This window comes from Burkholderia sp. Se-20373 (assembly GCF_017104705.1).
In the GTDB taxonomy this organism is placed as follows: Bacteria; Pseudomonadota; Gammaproteobacteria; order Burkholderiales; family Burkholderiaceae; genus Burkholderia.
In genome coordinates, this window is the sequence record NZ_JAAGPH010000075.1 from 17,941 (window position 1) to 37,448 (window position 19,508).

A 19,508-nucleotide genomic window follows, 5' to 3' on the forward strand; every position below is an offset into this window, starting at 1 on the left:
CCCTACCCGATGCGATAGCGCGGGGGGAGCGCCGGCGGACCGTTCAATGTCGGGTCCGCCGGCGCACCGGGCTCCGGCAGCCGGATCGTGAACGTGGTCCGGACGCCGGGGACGGATTCACACGTGATGGTGCCACCGAGCGCTTCACATGCGCGGCGGCAAAAACTCAGGCCCATGCCGGCGCCGCGACCGTGCGACTTGGTCGAGAAAAAGGCGTCGAAGATTTGAGGGAGCACATCGGGGGCGATGCCCGGGCCCGTATCGCTGAAACGCACCACGCAGTAACCGTTGCTGCGATGCGCGTCGATCTCGATCTGCCCACGGCCGTTTGCATGGATCGCGTACAGGGCGTTTTTCAGCAGATTGAAGATGACGAAGATCACGAGCGAGTCGGAGCCGAAAAAACGGATGTCCGTATCGATCGCGTCGACCGATACGCGGTCCCGCTCACCCGGACGGAACGGAAAGCGATCCACGGCGGCGTCGACACAGGCCCGTATCGGATAGGCCGCGAAACTGTGACGATCGAGCCGGTCCAGCGTAAAGGACGCCAGGGACATCTCGACTACCGTACTCGTGGTATCGACCTGGCGCCGGATCGACGACGCGAGCGTCGGCAGCCGCTCCAGCTGCCCGGGATACAAACCGTCGGCGCACAACCGGTGCTCGACCGCCAACCGATAGCCGCGCACCAGCACCGGCAGGACTGAGCGCAGCTCGTCCGCGTGCAGGCCGATCGCCGCCAGCGGCGTGGCCACTTCGTGCGCGACCGTCGCGGCAAGAAGATAGGGGCCCATCAGCCCATAGCGGACGATCGACGTCGCGAGTATCCCGAGACTGATCGCGATGAACAGCACCCCCACCGGATAGAAGTCGACGCCGTAGTTCACCGCATAGTCGGTCGCCGCGAGCGAGTAGAGGCCGAGGCTGACGAGGCATTGCGCGAGCAACTGCCGGACGTCTCGCGCCCGCCCCTGACGTCTTGCCTCGATCAGGAGCCAACCGCTGCGGCAGACCAGGAGTACCGTCTGCACGACGTGCAACGGATGCAGCGGGCCCGCCTTGGGATACGGGCCAAAGAAATGCGGGCGGAATCCATCGACGACCGCATTGCTCGTGACCAGCAGCACGGCCAGCAGGACGCAGAGTCCGTAGGACGCGAATATGATCGGCCGCTCGTCCCGACGCGACACGATTTCCGTCACGAAATGATAGAAGGTCGTCGGCAGAAAAAGGATGAACAGATAGCCTGCCTTGACCAACACGTTGGCGACGTCCGCGTCGGTCGTCTGGAACAGGAAGGCCCACGTTCCCTGCCAGACGAAGGTCGTCGCGCACATCAGGGCGAACGGGACGGATACCCGCGTGAACCCCTTGGTGGCCAGCACGTAAAGGCCGAACCCGAGAAACAACGCAGATACGAACGCAGGCAAGATCGAGTACATATGCGTGAATCCAGCATGTTGACGGGTCGCGCACCACTGAACTGTCCTGGCCGGTGCCGTTCGCGAGAGTAGCACGCCGCGCGGGGCGTGCGAGCGCGGCGGGTTTGTCCACGGGGCCGCCGCGCATCACGACTGTTGCTCGCGCGATGCAGTGTGGCGGGTAGCGTTGACCAGAATGAAATTGTCGCGGTTTGCGAAGCAAGCTTGTCACCTCGCCGTTCAACGTTGGCCGGAAGGTGCGAAAGCCTCGTGAGTTCATGCGGCTGCACGTCGCGAATGCACGTTGTCACCGGTCGTTGTCTTGCGAAGACCCGTGTCAACTCCTCCGCGCTGCCGTTGCGGCGTGGGCAGTCTCTGTCGCGCGTCGTGCGAAACCTGATTTTGGATCGCACATCCGAATCATAACGATAAGTTTTCTTATCACAATAGCCGTATTAGAGAGCCGAACTCGCATTTGCGCAAACGCCCCGCATGCAACGGGGCGTTCGCCTTTCAGCGCCCGATCGGCAACCCGGTCGGCTCGATCCAGCCCAGCTTGTAAGCGATCAGCAGCGACAGGAACAGCGTGACCGACAGCCCGACGCGTGCCGCGAGCGACCATGCCATCCGCTTGGACTTGCCGCGATCGTGATTCATGAAATACAGCGCGAAGATCAGGCTCGCGATGATCATCGCGAATGCCACGGAAACCAGCAGAGTTTTCATTGGTGATGCCCTTGAAGATCGGAATCGGCCTGAATCAGTTCGGCCAGTTTGTGCCGCTCGTCGGCGAGCGCGCCGACGCCCGACGCCGGCCAGTCCAGCGCGACGCCATTGCCCAGCGAATCGCGCACGAGCGCCTGGTAGCGCCGGTCGTTGATCCGGCCGTGGTCCATCGTTTCCGAGATCTCGCGCCGGAACGGCAGCGGGAAACTCGCATACGCGCGCGACAGCGCCGCATATTGTCTCGCATCGATCTCTTGCGACGATGGTATGACAGTCCAGATCACCACAGCCACGATGGCCGTGAACGGGATCGCCGTATAGCGAAGGATGAACTTGATCGGGGTCATGAAACGGTGGGCAGAAGTGATCGCGAATGCGGGCGGCGCGGCCGTGCGGCAGCGAAACCGCAATCGGGCCGCAGTCGGGCCGCGCCGGATGACATTGTACTGAAAGCCCTATTCGACTAACAGAGTATGATAATGGCATTATCATGTTCATCACATGATTCGAGAGACCGGCACCTGTGCGCAGGCGGCGTGCCCGCCCTGCCGTCCGGTACCGGTCGTCATGTCCATGCCCGCGACCCGCGGCGATTGAGCGAAGCCCCTGAGCCCCTATGCCAGCGCAGTACTTTCGAAACCTGACGGGAAAACACCGCAGCGCGACCGCGAACCGTCAGCTCGGGTTTTCGCTGGCGTTCGTCGCCGGCGCGGCCAATGCCGGCGGCTTCCTCGCGGTCAAGCAATACACGTCGCACATGAGCGGCATCGTGTCGGCGATCGCCGACCAGGCGGCGCTCGGCGACGTGCGGCTCGCGCTGGCCGGCATCAGTTCGCTGGGGTCGTTCCTGATCGGCGCCAGTTGCTCGGCGATCCTCGTCAACTGGGGCCGCCGTCGCGGCCTGCACAGCCAGTACATGCTGCCGCTGCTGGTCGAGGCCGCGCTGCTGCTCCTGTTCGGGCTGCTCGGCAGCCACCTCGCGCTGTGGGAAACCTTCTTCGTGCCGGTGACCGTGACGCTGCTGTGCTTCATCATGGGGCTGCAGAACGCGACGATCACGAAGCTGTCGGGCGCGGAGATCCGCACGACGCACATGACCGGCATCGTGACCGACCTCGGCATCGAGCTCGGGAAGCTGTTCTACTGGAACCGGTCGGCGGTCGACGTCGACGCGCATGCGGTCATCGCCAACCGCTCGAAACTGCGGATTCACGCGACGATGCTCGCGTCGTTCTTCATCGGCGGCCTGGCCGGCGCGATCGGCTTCAAGCATGTCGGCTACGTGTCGACTGTGCCGCTTGCCGCGGTGCTCGTCACGCTCGCGATCGTGCCGGTGATCGACGATCTGCTCGTGTTGCTCCGCAGCAGGCGCTGATCGCGCACCGGGCGCGCGCTTTCGGCGGTGGCGCCGAAGGCGGATCGATTATAATTTGATTAACATACCGACCACCCTCGCCTCGCAATGGAAACGAAAACCGCCCGCCTGACCGTCCTGATCGATCCCGCGAAAAAGGAAGCTTTCGAGATGCTCTGCGCGGAGCAGGATCTCACGCCGTCGCAAGTCGTGCGGCAACTGATCCGCGAGTATCTCGACCGCCACGGCGTAACGTACAAGACCAAGAGCGCGCTCGGCAAGCGCGTGAAGTAACGGCCGGCCGGACAGGCCGCGCCTGCCTGCAGGCTACGCGCCGATCTCCCATCGCCCGTGCGGCTGCGCACGCATCACCAGCCGCTGCGGGTCGACGCTCTCCCCGGCCTTCATCCGCCTCGCCGTGGCCGCCAGCTTGAGCTCGCCGGCCCGTGCACACGCAAGTGCGCGTTCGAGCAGGATCCGCAGCGACGGCAGCCGGCTGCCACCCTTCCATGCGAACGCGACGAAGTTGTTGTCGTCGCCGCACGGCGCCAGCGTATACGACGCACCGAATACGGAGCGCAACTGCTCGAGATGCTCGGGCAGCGCGGGATCGTCGTCCATGAAGTTGATTGCCAGCACGCCGTTTTCGCTCAGGCGCGCGTGACATGCGGCGAGGAATGCGGCGCCCGTACAGCGGCCCCGCATGCCGTCGGCGACGAACGCGTCGTGCAGGATCACGTCCGTCCGGACATCCGCCCTGTCCAGATGATCCGCGCCGTCGGCGCATACCACCGTGAACCGGCCGTCATCAGCGGGAATCCTGAAAACGTCACGCAGCGCGATCACGTCCGGGTTGATCTCGACCGCGTCGATCGTCGCGCCGGGCAAGTGCCGGTAGCAGTACTTCGCCAGCGAACCGCCGCCGAGCCCGAGCATGCAGATGTGCGCGGGCTCGGACTGCAGCAGCAGAAAGCCCATCATCACGCGCGTGTAGCCGAGCTCGAGCCGGCCCGGATCCCGGAGCGACATGAAGCTCTGCGTGCCGAAATGGTCGAAGTGCAGCGAAAGCGCGTGCTGCGTCTCCAGCACGAACGGCCGGCCGTCGTTGAGCGGCGTCGCCAGGAACCTGACGAACGCGTCGTAGGAAATTCGATCCTCGGCCATGAACGGGCAGTCGATTGCTGACGGACGATTGGAGCGTGCGCGCTCAGACTTTCTTCAGGTAGCAGGCCTTCAGCATGAAGCCACCCATGTCGGTCTTGCAGTCGACCTCGTGATCGCCGCCGACGAGCCGGATGCTCTTGACCTTGGTGCCCATCTTAAGCGTGATCGACGAGCCCTTCACGCGCAAATCCTTGATCAGCACGACCGAGTCGCCATCCGACAGCACGTTGCCGTTGGCGTCCTTGACGACGTCGCCCGCCGGTTCGTCGCCCGTTTCGGTGCCGGCGCCGGCCGACCATTCATGGCCGCAGTCCGCGCATACGGTCAGCGTGCCGTCCGGGTAAGTGTTGTCCATCGCGCATTGCGGGCAGGCGGGGGCGGCGTTCATTGCGGCTTCCATTCAGGGGGAGTTGAGTCGTCGATAAAAAGGCCGGGCGCGCCGGCAACGTCGCCCGGCCCGCCTGACGGCACGCGCCGACGGGTCGGCGAGCCGCCTCCGGAGCACACGGCATTATAATGCAATACACATATCTTGGCTGCTGTATTATAATCGGCGTTTTCGCGCCATTCGCCGGACTTGCCGCCAGTTTCACCGAGAATGCCGGCACATGAATGCAGGATGCACATGCCCCGGCTGCGCTGCCGGCCGTCCGGAGTCATGCGGAAAGCGCGTTTCTCGCGTGCCTGGCGCACCGCCGGCCCGGCGCTGCACACCGATCCCGACGTTCCGTCCAGAGGCTCTCCGACATCGTGGCAACCGTTGTGTACGTTGAAATCGGCCCCGCGTGGAACCGCAACCGCGGCGACGCCGCACGAGCAGCAGTCGTCGACGCGGCGCGCGGCTTCGAAAGCGACATCCTGCTGATCGCGAACGGGATCAGCAGCGATGCGAAGGACAGCGCCGCCGTCGCGGCGCTGCAGGTGCACGGCGGCACGTCCGCACAGGTGCTGGCCACCGGCCCCGACGAGGAGGCAGCCCTGCAGGCGCTGCTGCCCGTGCTGCAGGCGCGCTGACCGGCGCGCCACCCGATGTCACGGCATCCCGCCCACCCCGAATCCCCTTTTCACGAGGAAGCGATGAGCGACAACTTCACGCCCAACACCCCGAACCTGTCGGCCTCCGCCATCTGGGCGCTCGAGCGCCTCGCCGATGTCCGCTACGGGCGCGACGCACCGGCGCTCGGCTGGTCGATCGCGAGCGAACTCGTCAGCGCGGGCTTCGTCAGCCATCCCGCACACGGCCGCTCGGGCGCCTCGATCACGGCCGAAGGCCGGACCTTCCTGAAGAACCGGAAGTAGACCGCCCGCGGCCGCGAATCGGATTGATCCCTCCGAGCATCATGTCGAGTGACGGCGGCACATCGGAAGGGCGGCGCACCGCATGAAAGTCCGACTATCGCGCGGGAAGCCAATGGAATTGCGCCCGCTTCCCGTGCGACGTCGTCGATGCGGCGGCACCACCTCCGGCGGCCCGCACCGCAGCCCGTTCGTGCAGGGGTTTTGCTATCATTCCGGCGCCCTGTCCTGCCGAATTGGACATGCCCGCTCGCAGCGGGCCGCCGCCGCCTGCCGTCAATCGCACGTCGTCGCTCGCCGAGGAACATCGCCGGCCGATCTGCCTGCCGGTGCGTGAACGGAACCCAACCAGCGCGGCATCGACATGCCGACGGCCTGACCGTCCCATGCCCCTCCTCTCCGGAAGCCACGATGCCGCCTGTCTCCTCCCCGCCCGTTCTCGATACACCGCGCCTCATCCTCGAAGGCCACCCGCTCGGCGACTTCGAGGCGCTCGCCACGATGTGGGCCGAGCCGAAGGTCGTCGAGCACATCTTCAACGGCGAGCCGTCCGCGCCGCGCGACTCGTGGATGCGCATGCTCGCGTATCGCGGGCTGTGGCCGCTGCTCGGCTACGGGTACTGGGCGATTCGCGAGAAGGCGTCGGGCCGCTATGTCGGCGATCTCGGCTTCGCCGATTTCCACCGGCTCATCGAGCCGTCGATTCGCGGCGTGCCGGAAGCCGGCTGGGCCCTTGCGACATGGGCGCACGGCAAGGGTTACGCGACCGAGGCGCTCTCGGCCGCGCTGGCATGGCTCGACGGGCAGCACCGGTTCGAGCGCAGCGTGTGCCTGATCGCGCCGACCAACGTCGCGTCGATCCGCGTGGCGGAAAAGGCGGGTTATGGGGAGCCGGTGCCGATCCGGTTCAACGACACCGACTCGTTGCTGTTTTCGCGCGCGCGCCGCTAGGCTGCCGGCGCACGGGTGACGTGGGCGTGCCGTATGGACGGCACCGGCGCGCCCTCGCCGCTCACTCCACGACCGGTTCATACAGGCTCGTAAAGAGCCCGTTGTCCATCGGCCAGCAGTTGCCGCAATCGTCGCGCAAGATCCAGTCACCCGGCTTCACCGATCGCCAGCCCTCCGGTGTGGCGATCGCGCGTCCGCCTTCACGGGTTTCCACCCGATCATGGTCGCCGTCAGCGAACCACCGTGTTGCATCGACATCATTGATGCGTTTTCGAAATCGCATACCGCCACCGAAATGTTGAGACCTGACCGGCACGTTCAGGGACCTGTCCGTGTCAATGCGTGTACGGCGCGAAGCGCCGTGAAATGGCTGAGCGCCACGAAGGGGATCGGGCGGCGATGACATCCGCCGCGGGCGACGGCGGCCGGGGCGCCAGCCCGGTTTCGTGCAACGCCTTCCGGCTCTCCACGACGCGTGCCTCCAGCGTTTCCCGTGCGGTGATCGAGATCCGGACATCGATCTCCCGCATTCTGCGGATCGCCGCGTGAACCTCGTCGGGTTGATCGGGTGACAGGGTCATCAGGAACGCCGAACGTGTTTCCGCTGCCCGGACGGCCTCGCTCCAGTCGGCGTGGGCGACCGCGACTTCGATCGCGTTCGTGAGTGCATCGAGACTCCCGATGATTTGAAGCGGCGTCATTTCGCATTCCTATCAGAACATCCTGCCGGCCACACGTTTGCCGCCTGGAAGGCGGAAAGACGTCGACATTGATTCGCGCGCGTCGGGCACCGACGGTGCCGCGCCCAACGGACGCACCAGGCGAGCAATGGCACGCTGTCGGTCACCGCCACCGCGTTGGCATTCCCTTTGGTGGCCAGCCGGTAGACGGTGCGCGGCATGCTCGCCATCGAGTCGCCACGATTGTAAGGACCTGTTCGTTGCCCGTTTCGTAATATTTTGTAATGATATGTCGAGCAATCTTTACCGGCTGGCGGCCCGGGCGGGTGTGCTTTTCACGCGCCATTTTTCCGCAAACGTTTTCGTGCGAACGACTTCGCGCCAGCAGTCCTTGGCGGCCATGAACCGGATCCCACGCCTGAGCTTATCGTCCAACCATCGTCCCGTTTCGCGACGACACGATTCCACACTTTCGCCCATCCGCCCGGCTCCATGGGCCGGGTGATTCGCGTGCGGACGGGGCGGTCGAGCGGTGCAGATTTCGCTACATTCCACCGGATTGTTCCGACGTATCATGCGCGTCTCTTCAGCCACCCCATGGTCGGACTGGGCTTGCGTGCTCGCCACTTTCCCGTTTCATCCCCTCGTTCAGCGATGCCCATCCGAATCCTGCTCGTCGAAGACGACGTTCAATTGTCCGCACTGATCGCAGACTATCTGCGCACGCATCAGTACGAGGTGGACCGCCTGTTCGACGGCACCGACGCCGTTGCCACGATCGTCGCGCGTCATCCCGACCTGGTGCTGCTCGACATCAACCTGCCGGGCAAGGACGGCTTCGAGATTTGTCGCGAGGCGCGCATGCAGTACGACGGCATCGTCATCATGATGACGGCCCGCGACGAGCTGTTCGACGAGTTGCTCGGCCTGGAATTCGGCGCGGACGACTTTCTCCACAAGCCGGTCGAGCCGCGCATCCTGCTCGCGCGGATCAGGGCCCACCTGCGACGGGTGCGCATGCGCCCGGACGATGTCGAGCCGGCATCGCCTCATCGTTTCGAGTTCGGCAAGTTTTCGATCGACCGGGCCGATCGCAGGGTTCGTCTTCCCGACGGTAGCGCACCCCGCCTGACGTCGACCGAGTTCGACCTGCTGTGGGCGCTCGTCTGCCGCGCCGGCGAGGTGGTCAGCCGAAAAGACCTGACGCTGCTGCTGCGCGGCATCGAGTTCGACGGCTTCGACCGCTCGATCGACGGCCGCATTTCGAAGCTGCGCCGCAAGCTGCGTGACGACCTGACGGAACCGAAGCGAATCAAGACGATTCGCGGCAAGGGCTATCAGTTCAGCAAGCACGCGTGGGACTGACGCGCCGCGCTCAGGTGCCGACGAACGTGTCGGCCAGCCGCGCGTTCGCGCTGACGACCTCGGTCGCCAGATGCAGGAATCCATGCCGGTGCAGGCTGCCGAGCAAATGTTCGAGCGCATCGTGCGCGCTGGGCTCCGTGTGCGGAGGCGTCGTGTCGGGGGACTGACGTTCGGTCATCGGCTTTCTCCGGTTGGGACGCCACGCGGCCGCCGCGACGGCGGCCACGCACGCCGGTTGCGTCTCGTTCGTCTGACGCCGCCTGCCCGGCGGCAGGCCGGGCAGGTACGCACACCGCGTGCCGGGTGCGCCGCAGCGGCGGCGGTTGCGTGCGCCGGTTTCATCGGCGAGCCATGCGGCCCGCGTGTCGAACGGCCGGGCCGGTACGCGCTGACCGGCCGCGCTACCGCATGTTTCCCGTATGGCCCAGCGAATAGCGCCCCGGCTGCGGCCACACCGTCAGGCCGTGCGGCTCCATGCCGACGGGAATCGACCGGACCGCGCCGCTCGTGGTGTCGATCGCGTAGACGACGTCATCGAAACGGCCCGACAGCCACAGCGTGGTGCCGTCCGCGCTGACATTGCCCATGTCGGGGCTGCCGCCGCCGGGAATGGGCCACGTTGCAACCACCTTGCGGGTCGCGAAATCGAGCACCGATACGCTGCCCTTGCCGTGACGCGGCCCATGGACGCGATTGGAGCCGCGATTCGCGATGTAGAGCTTCGTGCCGTCGCGGCTCGGGTACAGGCCGTGCGTCCCGACGCCGGTCGGAATGAAGCCGATCTTGGTGAAGGCGTCGCCATCGATGACGTACACACCATCCGCCATCATGTCGGCGACATAGAACAGCTTGCCGTCGGGCGACACGCGAATGTCCTGCGGCATTCCTTTCCGGTCGAGCTCGAGATAGCCGACCACCTTGCGGTTCACGAAATCGATCTTGGCCAGCTTGCCGCCGAACTCGCACGTGAAGAGCGCATACCGGCCGTCGATCGAAAAATCGGCATGATTGATGCCCTTGCATTGCGGCACATCGAGGCTCGATTTCAGCGCCATCGTCTTCGGGTCGCGGAAGTCGAGCCGCGCATGCGCTTCGGCCACCACGATCGCGTCCTGGCCGTCGGGCGTGAAATACATGTTGTACGGATCGTCGACGCTCACTGCCTGGCCGGGCTTGCCCGTCTTCGGGTCGATCGGCGTCAGGCTGCCGTCGGTTCGCCCTTCCGCATTGTTCGCGACCCACAGCGTGTGCAGGTCCCATGCCGGCACGACGTGCTGCGGACTGCGGCCGACGGTGAACCGGTCGACGACCTTGTCCGTGGCGGGGTCGATCACGTAGACGTCGTTCGATCTCAGGTTCGGCACGTAGATGCGCGGCAACGCGCCCGCTACCGCCGCGCTCATGCGGCCGGCCTGCGCCTCGCTGTACAGGTTGTCGGGATGCAGGACGGGCGGCATGCCGGGTACGGTCGCGACGGCAGCCGCCGCGACCGCCCCGCGTGCACCGAAGGCCAGCGCCGCCACGATGACGATCGCGGGACGGGAGAAGCGGAGATGACGGCGAAAGCGCGGTTGCATGACGATGTCCCGGTTCGATTGAAGGGAACGACGACAAAAGTAGCGCGACGGCGCGGCTGCGTCAGCGGCCGGCGATGTCCTTTCTGATCGCGTCGACGGTGCGCGACACGATGGCGTCGGTGCCGAGCCGGCCGAGCTCGACACTCGCGTGACGCGGATCGCCGCCGTAGACACCATCGACGGCGCCGGGCTTCGCGGCGTTGCGCAGCTTGTCGGTCCTGACCATGCCCGGCGCCACCGCCAGCAGCAGAGACGTGTCGGCCAGCCCCGCATGCGTGCCGATATCCGCGGCCGGCACGCCGTGCTCGCGCAGGATCTGGTCATAACCGTCGGAACTGGTGCCGTAGTACGCGGCCGGCACGAACGCGCGTGCCCCCGTGCCGGCCCACGACTTGTTGAGCCGGGCGACGGATTGCTTGATGTCGTTCTGGTAGCCGCCGTGGTCGCCGAGGAACACGATGTTCGTGAAGCCATGGACGCGGAAACTGTTGGCTGCCGATTCGAGGGTCTTTTCGAAGACGTCGTCGGGCACGGTGATCGTGCCCGGGAAGCGCATGTGCGACGTCGGCGGCGCATAGCCGCCCTCGGGCACATAGGCGATGACGGGTGCGACGATTGCGTTGCCGAGGCCTTCCGCGATCCGCTCGGACAGCACCCTGACCCGCGCGTTGTGCTTGCCGAGCGCGACGTACGGCCCGCTTTGCTCGGTCGCGCCGATCGGAATCAGGATCGTGGTCTTGCCGGCCCGGATGCTGTCGCGCAGTTCGGTCCAGGTCATGTCTTCGAGTTGCACCGTGCCCGGCGCCTGGGCGAGCACGGCTTGCGCGACGGTGACAGCGAGGGCGGCGAGGATGGCGCGTGGCAGGCATTTCATCGCGGATTTCCGGCGGAAGGAAAGAAACGACGCGGCGTTCCCTCGCACCATAAACGAACTCGCGCGACTTGTCGCTGACCGACGCACGACGCTTCACGCCGCAGGTCGAGAGAAAGGATTTCGTCAGGATTCCGTCTTGCGTCGCGAAGCCTGTCGCTCCCGGTCAGCACGCGACGAGCCGATTCGCCGCACGGCCCCCGGCACCTCGCGTCCGCGCCGCGTCTGCGTCCATCACGCCGGCAATACGGCCACCGCCTTGATCTCGACGATATAGCCGGGCGCGCCGCCCAGCATGTGCGCGCCGACCGCCGTCCACGCCGGCTTCGGGTGCGCAGCAAGATAACGGTCGCGCACCTGCATGAACAACGGCAGGTCGCGCATGTCGGTATGGAAGGTCGTCAGGTCGACCACATCGTTGAACGATGCGCCCGCGGCCTCCAGCACCAGCTTCAGATTGTCGAACGCCTGCACGATCTGCGCCTCACGGCCTTCGACGAGCTGCATCGCCGCATCGCGGCCGATCTGGCCGGACACGTACAGCGTATCGCCGACCTTCAGCCCCGGCGCATAGCCGATTTTCTCGTACACCGCTTCCATTCCCGCCGGAACGACGGCTTTGCGATCATGCATGGGAGTCTCCGTGGCCGGCGTCTTCGCGCCGGCCGGTGGGTTGTCGATGAACATACGTTGAGCACTTGCGAGCAGCGTCACGACACGCCGCTCAACCCGTATCGCCGCCCGCGACCGGCAGCACCGTGCCGGTGATGTAGCTCGCCTCGTCGGACGCGAGGAACAGGATCGGCGCGATCTGCTCGTCGAGGCTGCCGTAGCGCTTGAAGAACGTCGATTCGGTGACCTGGCGCACGGCCTCGCCCATCCATGCCTGTTCCTGCTCGCTGTCGCCGGCCGCGTTGCGCGGCACGCGGCGCGGCGGCGCGCTGGTGCCGCCCGGCGCGGTGGCCACGACCCGGATGTCGTGCTCCGCATATTCCATCGCGAGCGCCGCCGTCAGCGCATTGACGCCGCCTTTCGCCGCCGAGTACGGCACGCGGCGGATGCCGCGCGTCGCGTTCGACGAGATGTTGACGATCGTGCCGCCGCCGCGCGCGAGCAGATGCGGCAGCACCGCGTGGCACGTATAGAGCGTCGGCATCAGCGAACGGCGGATTTCCGCATCGATCTGCGCGGGCTCGAATTCGGCGAACGGGCGCATGCGAATCGCGCCGCCGACGCCGTTGATCAGGATGTCGATGCCGCCGAACGTCTGCGCGGCGTGCGCGATCGCCGCCTGCGCACCGTCGTACGTTTCGAGATCGGCGACGAAGCCGGCCGTCTCGCCACCGGTCGCTTCGGCCGCGACCTCGGCGACGAAATCCGCGCGATCGACGAACAGCACCCTGCCGCCTTCGGCCGCCGCGCGCAGCGCGACGCCGCGGCCGATGCCCTGCGCGGCGCCCGTGACGACGATGACCTTGCCAGAGAATCGTTGCATGATCACGCCGCCTTTGCCGTGACGTTGGGGGTGAACTTCTCGTAGTGGAAGCTGTTCGGCTTCACGCCTTCGTCGTCGAAATACTGGCGCACCGCGTCGACCATCGGCGGCGGCCCGCACAGATACACGTCGACGTCGCCGTCGTTCAGCGCATCGGACGGGATGTGCTGCGTGACCCAGCCCTTGCGCGGATGGCTCGACGCCGCATCCGCGACGACCGTCGCGAAGCTGAAGTTCGGCAGTTTCGCCGCACAGGCTTCGAGCGCGTCGACCAGCACGAGGTCGAGATCGCGCGTCACGCCGTAGATCAGGTGCACCTTCTGCCGCGACCCGGTGCGCGCGAGCACCTCGAGCATCGACAGGAACGGCGCCAGCCCCGTGCCGCCCGCGAGGAACAGCAGCGGCCGCTGCACGTCGCGCAGGTAGAAGCTGCCGAGCGGCCCGTGCAGTTCCAGCGTGTCGCCGGGCTGCGCCGATTCGAGCCACGTGCTCATCACGCCGCCGGGGATCTTCTTGATCAGGAAGCTGACCTTCGCATCGGCCGGCGCCGACGAGAACGAGTAGGACCGGTGCTGCCCGCTCGCGGGCACGTCGATGTTCACGTACTGGCCCGGCAGGAACACGGGCGCGGCCGCGCCGACGTCCAGTTCGAGCACGACGGCCGCGTCGTTGTGCTGCTCGACCTTCGTCACCGTGGCGGCGAAGCTGCTCTGGCCGGTCTTGCACGCGACCGACGACGTCGGCACCGCGATCACGCAATCGCTTTGCGGCACCATCTGGCAGGTCAGCACGAGGCCGCCGTCCTTTTCGTCCTCGGTGAGCGCGTCGTCGATGTAATCGTCGCCGAGGTCGTAGCTGCCGCTTTCGGCGCGGCACTTGCAGGTGCCGCACACGCCGTCGGAGCAGTCCATCGGCAGGTTGATCTTCGCGCGGAAGGCCGCGTCGAGCACCTTCTCGCCGGCCTTGCAGTCGATGAAGCGGGTTACCCCATCCTCGAAATTCAGTGCAATCTTGTAACTGGACATGGCGTCGCCTCCACTTCCTTGTCTTTGATGACGAAACAACGGGCGTCAGACGTGATAGACGTCGAGCACCTGCCGGATGTAGTCGTTCTTCAGCACGATCTTCTTGTACGAAATCAGCAGTTCATCGCCCACCCGGCGCAACGTGACGAACATCGTGCCGAAGAAGTGATCGGTCACGCGGTAGCGGTGGTTCAGCGTGTGAAAGTTGTAGCGCACGTCCACCTCGCCGTCGCGTTCGGCCAGCACCTCGACGTTCGTCACGTTGTGGCAGGTGCGCGGCTCGGGCGTCGATGCGCCGCTGCGCTCGGTCTTGATCCGGAACACGCGATCCTCGAGGCCGCCGCGGTCCGGGTAGTACATCAGCGAGATCTGGCTCTGGTGATCGTCGGTCGGCCGATCGTCGTCGTCCCACGCGGGCATCCAGTACGTGACGTCCTCCGTGTAGCAGGTCAGCCATTCATCCCACTGGCGATCGTCGAGCAGGCGCGCTTCGCGGTACAGCGCCGCGCAAATGGTCCGGTAATCGAAGCTCATGCCGCCACCTCCCCGCGTTCCTTCTTCAGCGCATCGCGCATCACATGCACCCAGTGTTCGTGCTGGCACACGAACAGCCCTTCGTCCTCGCTGCGCTCACCGGAAATGCGCGGGTTCAGCCCCATCTTCCTCGCGTTCTCGTCGGGCCCGTCGACCCACAACGGCGCGCCGCGCGACAGGTCGTTCCACATCGCCGTGATGCCCGCATAGCCGGCCTGGCATGCGCGGAACTCCTCGAGATCGTCGGCGGTGCCCATGCCCGTCACGTTGAAGAAATCCTCGTACTGGCGGATCCGGGTCGTGCGATCGGTCTCGCTCTCGCCCTTCGGCGCGAAGCAGAAGATCGTGACCTCGGTCTTGTCGACGCCGAGCGGCCGCACCACGCGGATCTGCGTGCTGAACTGGTCCATCAGGAACACGTTCGGGTACACGCACAGGTTGCGGGTCTGGTTGACGATGAAGTCGGCCTGCACGTCGCCGACGCGCGCCTTGATCTCGTCACGGTGCTGGTACACCGGCCGCACTTCCGGGTTCATCGTCTGCGTCCACAGCAGGATGTGGCCGTTGTCGAAGCCGTACACGCCCGCGACCGACTTGCTCCAGCTGTTCGCGTCGACGGCCTTGGTGCCGTCTTCCTTGCGGCGGCCCATCGTCGCCGCGTAGTTCCAGTGCACGGTGCTGACGTGATAGCCGTCGCAGCCGTTTTCCATCTGCATCTTCCAGTTGCCTTCGTAGATGTAGGACGAGTTGCCGCGCAGCACCTCGAGCCCGTTCGGCGCCTGGTCGACGATCTGGTCGATGATCACGCGCGCTTCGCCGAGGTACGCCTCGAGCGGCAGCACGTCGGCGCTGAGGCTGCCGAACAGGAAGCCGCGATAGTTCGCGAAGCGCGCGACCTTCTTCAGGTCGTGCGAGCCGTGCGTGTTGAACTGCACCGGATACTCGGTCGTCTTCTCGTCCTTCACCTTCAGCAGCTTGCCGGTGTTCGAGAAGGTCCAGCCGTGGAACGGACACGTGAAGCTGCCCTTGTTGCCGTGCTTGCGGCGGCACAGCATCGCGCCCTTGTGCGCGCAGGCGTTGATCACCGCGTGCAGCTCGCCGGTCTTGTCGCGCGTGATCACGATCGGCTGGCGGCCGATCCACGTCGTGTAGTAATCGTTGTTGGCCGGGATCTGGCTTTCATGCGCCAGGTACACCCAGTTGCTCTCGAAGATGTGCTTCATCTCCAGTTCGTACAGCTCGGCGTTCGTGAAGATGTCGCGGCGGCAGCGGAATACGCCGGCCTCCTTGTCGTCCTGCACGGCGGTGGCGAGCAGGTGATCCAGGTCGGTGGCTTGGTCGATCGTGGCGGACATGTTGGCTCCTCCCATGCGTGTGCCGCGTCCTGCAAGCACGCTCGCATCGGTAATCGGTTGAATCTCGCGGAAACCCGGCCGGCGGCGGCCTATCGGTGCCGCGCCGGCGGGCGGTGGGCGGTTACGCCGTCGCGGCTGCGCGCGGGCGGTGGACGATCTGGTTGTCCTTGCCCTGCACCCGTGGCGTCAGCACGAAGTTGAACTCGATGTCCTGGTACGCATCGGCCTTCATGCCGAGCGCCGTGCCGCCGGTCTTGTCGACCACGGGCGGGATCAGTTCCTCGCGCGTCGCATACGCGAAGTCATCCCAGATCAGCGGATCGCCTGCGATGTTGAACTGCGTCGTCAGCTTGCGGTGGTCGGGGCTGTCGACGAAGAAGTGCACGTGCGCCGGGCGGTTGCCGTGGCGGCCGAGGCCGTTCAGCAGCTGCTGCGTCGCGCCCTGCGGCGGGCAGCCGTAGCCGACCGGCATCAGCGTGCGGAATTCGTACTTGCCGTTGGCGCCCGTTCTTACCGCGCCGCGCAGGTTGAACTCGCTCTGCTTGCCGGTCGGGTCGAAGTGCGAATAGAAGCCGTGCGAGTTCGCGTGCCAGCATTCGACCAGCGCGCCCGCGACCGGCTTGCCGTCGAGGCCGGTGACCGTGCCGTGGATCACGAGCGGGCCCGCGCCGTCGTCCGAGTCGAGGTCGATCTTCGACACGCCGTCGCGCACCGGTGCGCCCGCCACATACAGCGGCCCTTCGATCGTGCGCGGCGTGCCGCCGTCGAGGCCGGCCGCCTGGTCCGCGGCATCCATCCGGATGTCGAGATACTTCTCGAGGCCGAGGCCGGCCGCGAGCAGCGCCGCTTCGCCGTCCTGGCCGAGCTTGTTCAGGTAGTTGACGCCCGCCCACACCTCGTCGGGCGTGATGTCGAGATCGTCGATCGCCTTGAACAGGTCGCCCAGCAGCCGCAGCACGACCTGCTGCGTACGCGCGTTGCCGCCTTTCGTGCCGTCCGCGCCCGCGTTCGACGCGGCCTTCAGCAGATCCTGCACTTCCCGGGACTCGAAAACTTTGACGCTCATGATGATGTCTCCACGTGTATTGGGGGGAATGACGGCCGTTGCCTGGCTCGGGTCATCTATCGCGCGACTTTCGTCAGCCCGTCGCGGGTGAAACGCCTGACCTTGTCCTCGTCGAGTTCGATGCCGAGGCCGGGGCCGTCCGGCACGGTCAGTTCGAAGTCGCTGTAATCGAGCGGCTGCGTGAGGATCTCTTCGGTGATCAGCAGCGGCCCGAACAGTTCGGTGCCCCACTGCAGGTTCGCGACACTCGCGAACAGGTGCGCGGACGCCACCGTGCTGAACGCGCCTTCGAGCATCGTGCCGCCGTACAGCTCGATGCCGGCCGCATCCGCGATCGCGGCGACGCGCTGCGCGGCGAACAGGCCGCCGCTTTGCTCGATCTTGATCGCGAACACGTCCGCGCCGTGATGCTTCGCGATGTCGAACGCGCTGTCGGGGCCCTGCAGGATTTCATCGGCCATCAGCGCGACCGGGAAGCGGCGCATCAGGCGCGCCAGCGCCGCGGCCGACGCCACCGGCTGCTCGACCAGTTCGCAGCCGGCATCGGCCAGCGCCGGAATCGCGCGCGCCGCCTGCGTTTCGCTCCACGCCATGTTCACGTCGACACGCACCGACGCGCGATCGCCGACGGCCTTCTTGATCTCGGCCACGTGGCGGATATCCGTCTCCGGCGACTTCGCGCCGATCTTCAGCTTGAATACGTTGTGACGGCGCTGGTCGAGCATCCTTTCGGCTTCGGCGATGTCGGTGGCCGTGTCGCCCGATGCGAGCGTCCACGCGACCGGCAGGCGATCGCGGCGGCGGCCGCCGAGCAGCTCGCTCACCGGCACGCCGAGCCGCTTGCCGTGCGCGTCGAGCAGCGCGGTTTCGAGTGCGCTCTTCGCGAAGTGGTTGACCTTCGCGAGCTTGCCGAGGAACGCCATCAGCGTCTGGATGCGCGTCGCGTCCCGGCCGACGATCGCCGGGGCGAGATACGTGTCGATCGCCAGCTTCATCGCTTCGGGGCTTTCCGGGCCGTAGGCCATGCCGGCGATCGTCGTGCCTTCGCCGAGGCCGGTCACGCCGTCGCTGCAGCACACCTTCACGAGCATCAGCGTCTGGCCGTGCATCGTGGCCACCGACAGCTTGTGCGGGCGGATCGTCGGCAGGTCGACGAGGCGGGTTTCGATGCGTTCGATGGTGACGGAGGACATGGGGCACGCCGTGGGGGTGAAGTTCTTGAGGCGATTTATACGTCTCGGCCGGATTGAGCGTCCAATACTTTTAGGCGGTCATTTCAATACCTGACAGGTATTGAAATTCGGTGATATTCAATCGATTTAGCTTTTCACCATACCCTCAATGACAGGCAAGATGGCCGGAAAGCCGCGCTGGATCGAGAGGAGCGGTCACCCGGGATGCGGATGGCTGGAGACGGGAATGGCATCGGTCGCCACGCGCGCAGCGACGCAAAAAGGCGGCCTCGGCGGGCCGCTGTCAGGGTTTTCCTGATGCCTCGCCCGGGGGCGCGTGGGCAGGTTTCTCGATATGCGCGGTTGGCGGCCGGCTTCGCGTGCGTGGGTTCGAGCGGTTGTCGGCTCAAATCACCGCGGCGCCGGCGGGATTCACGTCAGCGGTGGTTGCGCATCGGGTCGGGCGCGCAAAGGGCTCGGCGTCAGCGTAGTCCACCTCGCGCGCATGCCGGCCGACTCCGGCACTTCAACTGCCGCACCGCCCACAGGCGCGGCGGCACCGCATCACGACTCCCCATCGACACCCGCGTATCCACCCAACCTGCCCTCGACTCCGAATCCATCGTCAGGCAACGGCAGCCGCCCGAGCACCCGCTCGACCTCCAGCGCGACCGCGATGAGTTCGCGATCGGTGCCGGCCGCCCCGTCCAGCGCGAGGCCGACCGGCAGCCCCGCCGCCGTCAGCCCGGCCGGGACGGTCATGCCCGGTACGCCGGCATTGCTGCCCGGCTCGGTATTCCGGATGTAAGTCGCGAACACCGACGCGGGCTCCCCGTTGAGCATCATCGCGTCGCCCGCCGGAATCGGGCACGCGGTCGCGATCGTGGTCGGAAACACCAGCGCGTCGGCGCCGCTGTCGGCGAGGCACTGCCGATACGCGGCACGCGACCGCGTACGCCGGTCGAGCGCGGTGCGGTACGCCGCTTCGCCGATCCCGTCTGGGCCGGTGATATGGCGGGCGATCTTCGCGACGTCGGGGCTTCCCACGTTCGCGACGATGTCGTCGACCGACAGGTCGTAGCCGTTCTCGACCAGATACGCGTGCATCGACGACCGGAATTCGTACAGGGCAATGACGGCCGGCTCGTCGTCGAAGAACCCCGGATAGTCGTTCAGGTCGATGTCGACGCACTCGAATCCCGCCTGCGCCAGTTGCGCCACCGCGGCATTCGCCACCCGTTCGAGATCCGGCGCGAGGCCGCGCCAGAACGTCGTGCGCGGAACCGCCAGGCGCACGGGGCGCGTCGTGCCACGGGTCGGCAGTGCCGTCGCCGCGTGGGTGCCGGCGCCGGACAGGATCGCGTCGAGCAGCGCGATGTCGTCGACCGACCGCGCGATCGGGCCGACGGTGTCGCGCGTGCGCGAAATCGGCGCGACGCCGCCCGACGGGTAG

The 19,508-nt window shown here is 66.2% G+C and carries 24 protein-coding genes and 1 pseudogene; 6 read left to right on the forward strand and 19 right to left on the reverse strand.

The features are described from left to right. Nucleotides 1–2 precede the first annotated feature (2 nt). The 3 genes from G3N96_RS22910 to G3N96_RS22920 all read right to left on the reverse strand — a co-directional run bounded on the left by G3N96_RS22910 (nt 3) and on the right by G3N96_RS22920 (nt 2,497). Nucleotides 3–1,445 (reverse strand): sensor histidine kinase, encoded by a 1,443-nt coding sequence (locus G3N96_RS22910; RefSeq protein ID WP_206138553.1) that lies wholly within the window; start codon nt 1,443–1,445, stop codon nt 3–5. Nucleotides 1,446–1,937: 492 nt separating this feature from the next. Next, entirely contained in the window at nt 1,938–2,150 is a 213-nt protein-coding gene (locus G3N96_RS22915; protein WP_006489184.1) for a twin transmembrane helix small protein, read from the reverse strand. Further along, nucleotides 2,147–2,497: a hypothetical protein gene (locus tag G3N96_RS22920; protein ID WP_206138554.1), complete on the reverse strand. Its 351-nt coding sequence runs from the start codon at nt 2,495–2,497 to the stop codon at nt 2,147–2,149. Before G3N96_RS22920 ends, G3N96_RS22915 begins: the two co-directional genes overlap by 4 nt. A gap of 269 nt (nt 2,498–2,766) precedes the next feature. On the opposite strand from G3N96_RS22920, the gene G3N96_RS22925 reads away from it, so the two are divergent. Further along, the gene (locus G3N96_RS22925) at nt 2,767–3,525 is read left to right on the forward strand and encodes a YoaK family protein (protein ID WP_089444189.1); all 759 of its coding nucleotides are present in this window, start codon (nt 2,767–2,769) and stop codon (nt 3,523–3,525) included. An 87-nt stretch (nt 3,526–3,612) separates the two neighbouring features. After that, a complete protein-coding gene (locus tag G3N96_RS22930) occupies nt 3,613–3,798 on the forward strand; it encodes a ribbon-helix-helix protein, CopG family (protein WP_021158209.1) in 186 nt (61 codons plus the stop codon). Between the two features lie 33 nt (nt 3,799–3,831). Here the strand turns inward: G3N96_RS22930 and G3N96_RS22935 are convergent, their stop codons facing one another. From G3N96_RS22935 to G3N96_RS22945, 3 genes are read right to left on the reverse strand one after another with little or no spacing between them, the layout of a single operon-like run. Then, the gene (locus G3N96_RS22935) at nt 3,832–4,668 is read right to left on the reverse strand and encodes a spermidine synthase (protein ID WP_206138555.1); all 837 of its coding nucleotides are present in this window, start codon (nt 4,666–4,668) and stop codon (nt 3,832–3,834) included. A gap of 43 nt (nt 4,669–4,711) precedes the next feature. Continuing rightward, complete coding sequence (locus G3N96_RS22940; protein WP_206138556.1) at nt 4,712–5,056, reverse strand: zinc ribbon domain-containing protein YjdM; 345 nt, start codon at nt 5,054–5,056, stop codon at nt 4,712–4,714. Further along, nucleotides 5,053–5,295: a hypothetical protein gene (locus tag G3N96_RS22945; RefSeq protein ID WP_206138557.1), complete on the reverse strand. Its 243-nt coding sequence runs from the start codon at nt 5,293–5,295 to the stop codon at nt 5,053–5,055. Before G3N96_RS22945 ends, G3N96_RS22940 begins: the two co-directional genes overlap by 4 nt. A 123-nt stretch (nt 5,296–5,418) precedes the next feature. Here G3N96_RS22945 and G3N96_RS22950 point away from each other — a divergent pair, with 123 nt between their 5' ends. The 3 genes from G3N96_RS22950 to G3N96_RS22960 all read left to right on the forward strand — a co-directional run bounded on the left by G3N96_RS22950 (nt 5,419) and on the right by G3N96_RS22960 (nt 6,915). Further along, nucleotides 5,419–5,682, forward strand: coding sequence for an HPr family phosphocarrier protein (locus G3N96_RS22950; protein ID WP_185634221.1), 264 nt, complete (start codon nt 5,419–5,421; stop codon nt 5,680–5,682). 63 nt (nt 5,683–5,745) lie between these two features. Next, nucleotides 5,746–5,967, forward strand: coding sequence for a hypothetical protein (locus tag G3N96_RS22955; RefSeq protein WP_089444187.1), 222 nt, complete (start codon nt 5,746–5,748; stop codon nt 5,965–5,967). A gap of 408 nt (nt 5,968–6,375) precedes the next feature. Then, nucleotides 6,376–6,915, forward strand: a complete 540-nt coding sequence (locus G3N96_RS22960) for a GNAT family N-acetyltransferase (RefSeq protein ID WP_206138558.1) — start codon at nt 6,376–6,378, stop codon at nt 6,913–6,915. A 61-nt stretch (nt 6,916–6,976) separates the two neighbouring features. On the opposite strand, the gene G3N96_RS22965 is transcribed toward G3N96_RS22960, so the two are convergent. Both G3N96_RS22965 and G3N96_RS22970 read right to left on the reverse strand, forming a co-directional pair. Next, on the reverse strand, nt 6,977–7,198 hold the full coding sequence (locus G3N96_RS22965; RefSeq protein ID WP_206138559.1) for a hypothetical protein: 222 nt from the start codon (nt 7,196–7,198) through the stop codon (nt 6,977–6,979). 52 nt (nt 7,199–7,250) lie between these two features. Continuing rightward, on the reverse strand, nt 7,251–7,616 hold the full coding sequence (locus tag G3N96_RS22970; RefSeq protein ID WP_206138560.1) for a hypothetical protein: 366 nt from the start codon (nt 7,614–7,616) through the stop codon (nt 7,251–7,253). Between the two features lie 633 nt (nt 7,617–8,249). Here G3N96_RS22970 and G3N96_RS22975 point away from each other — a divergent pair. Beyond that, nucleotides 8,250–8,960 carry a response regulator gene (locus G3N96_RS22975; RefSeq protein ID WP_206138569.1) on the forward strand — a complete coding sequence of 237 codons (711 nt, stop codon included), beginning with the start codon at nt 8,250–8,252 and terminating at the stop codon, nt 8,958–8,960. A gap of 16 nt (nt 8,961–8,976) precedes the next feature. Here the strand turns inward: G3N96_RS22975 and G3N96_RS22980 are convergent. From G3N96_RS22980 to G3N96_RS23030, 11 genes and pseudogenes are all read right to left on the reverse strand, one after another. Further along, nucleotides 8,977–9,138 (reverse strand): annotated as a pseudogene (locus G3N96_RS22980) (DUF1641 domain-containing protein); the annotation flags it as partial. A gap of 223 nt (nt 9,139–9,361) precedes the next feature. Next, a complete protein-coding gene (locus G3N96_RS22985) occupies nt 9,362–10,537 on the reverse strand; it encodes a YncE family protein (RefSeq protein ID WP_206138561.1) in 1,176 nt (391 codons plus the stop codon). A 61-nt stretch (nt 10,538–10,598) separates the two neighbouring features. Continuing rightward, nucleotides 10,599–11,411 (reverse strand): creatininase family protein, encoded by an 813-nt coding sequence (locus G3N96_RS22990; protein WP_124581346.1) that lies wholly within the window; start codon nt 11,409–11,411, stop codon nt 10,599–10,601. 231 nt (nt 11,412–11,642) lie between these two features. After that, nucleotides 11,643–12,041: a RidA family protein gene (locus tag G3N96_RS22995; RefSeq protein ID WP_206138562.1), complete on the reverse strand. Its 399-nt coding sequence runs from the start codon at nt 12,039–12,041 to the stop codon at nt 11,643–11,645. A gap of 91 nt (nt 12,042–12,132) precedes the next feature. Continuing rightward, entirely contained in the window at nt 12,133–12,903 is a 771-nt protein-coding gene (benD, locus tag G3N96_RS23000; RefSeq protein ID WP_206138563.1) for a benzoate diol dehydrogenase BenD, read from the reverse strand. A gap of 2 nt (nt 12,904–12,905) precedes the next feature. Then, the gene (gene benC, locus G3N96_RS23005) at nt 12,906–13,928 is read right to left on the reverse strand and encodes a benzoate 1,2-dioxygenase electron transfer component BenC (RefSeq protein WP_206138564.1); all 1,023 of its coding nucleotides are present in this window, start codon (nt 13,926–13,928) and stop codon (nt 12,906–12,908) included. Nucleotides 13,929–13,973: 45 nt separating this feature from the next. Then, nucleotides 13,974–14,462 (reverse strand): benzoate 1,2-dioxygenase small subunit, encoded by a 489-nt coding sequence (gene benB, locus G3N96_RS23010; RefSeq protein WP_206138565.1) that lies wholly within the window; start codon nt 14,460–14,462, stop codon nt 13,974–13,976. Then, nucleotides 14,459–15,817, reverse strand: a complete 1,359-nt coding sequence (locus G3N96_RS23015) for a Rieske 2Fe-2S domain-containing protein (RefSeq protein WP_206138566.1) — start codon at nt 15,815–15,817, stop codon at nt 14,459–14,461. The genes benB and G3N96_RS23015 overlap by 4 nt, the downstream gene beginning before the upstream one ends. Before the next feature lie 121 nt (nt 15,818–15,938). Next, nucleotides 15,939–16,883, reverse strand: coding sequence for a catechol 1,2-dioxygenase (catA, locus tag G3N96_RS23020; protein ID WP_206138567.1), 945 nt, complete (start codon nt 16,881–16,883; stop codon nt 15,939–15,941). Between the two features lie 56 nt (nt 16,884–16,939). After that, nucleotides 16,940–18,076, reverse strand: coding sequence for a muconate/chloromuconate family cycloisomerase (locus G3N96_RS23025; RefSeq protein WP_206138568.1), 1,137 nt, complete (start codon nt 18,074–18,076; stop codon nt 16,940–16,942). Between the two features lie 543 nt (nt 18,077–18,619). Continuing rightward, nucleotides 18,620–19,508: amidase family protein (locus G3N96_RS23030; protein WP_241022783.1), on the reverse strand; the 889-nt coding region annotated here is incomplete at its 5' end.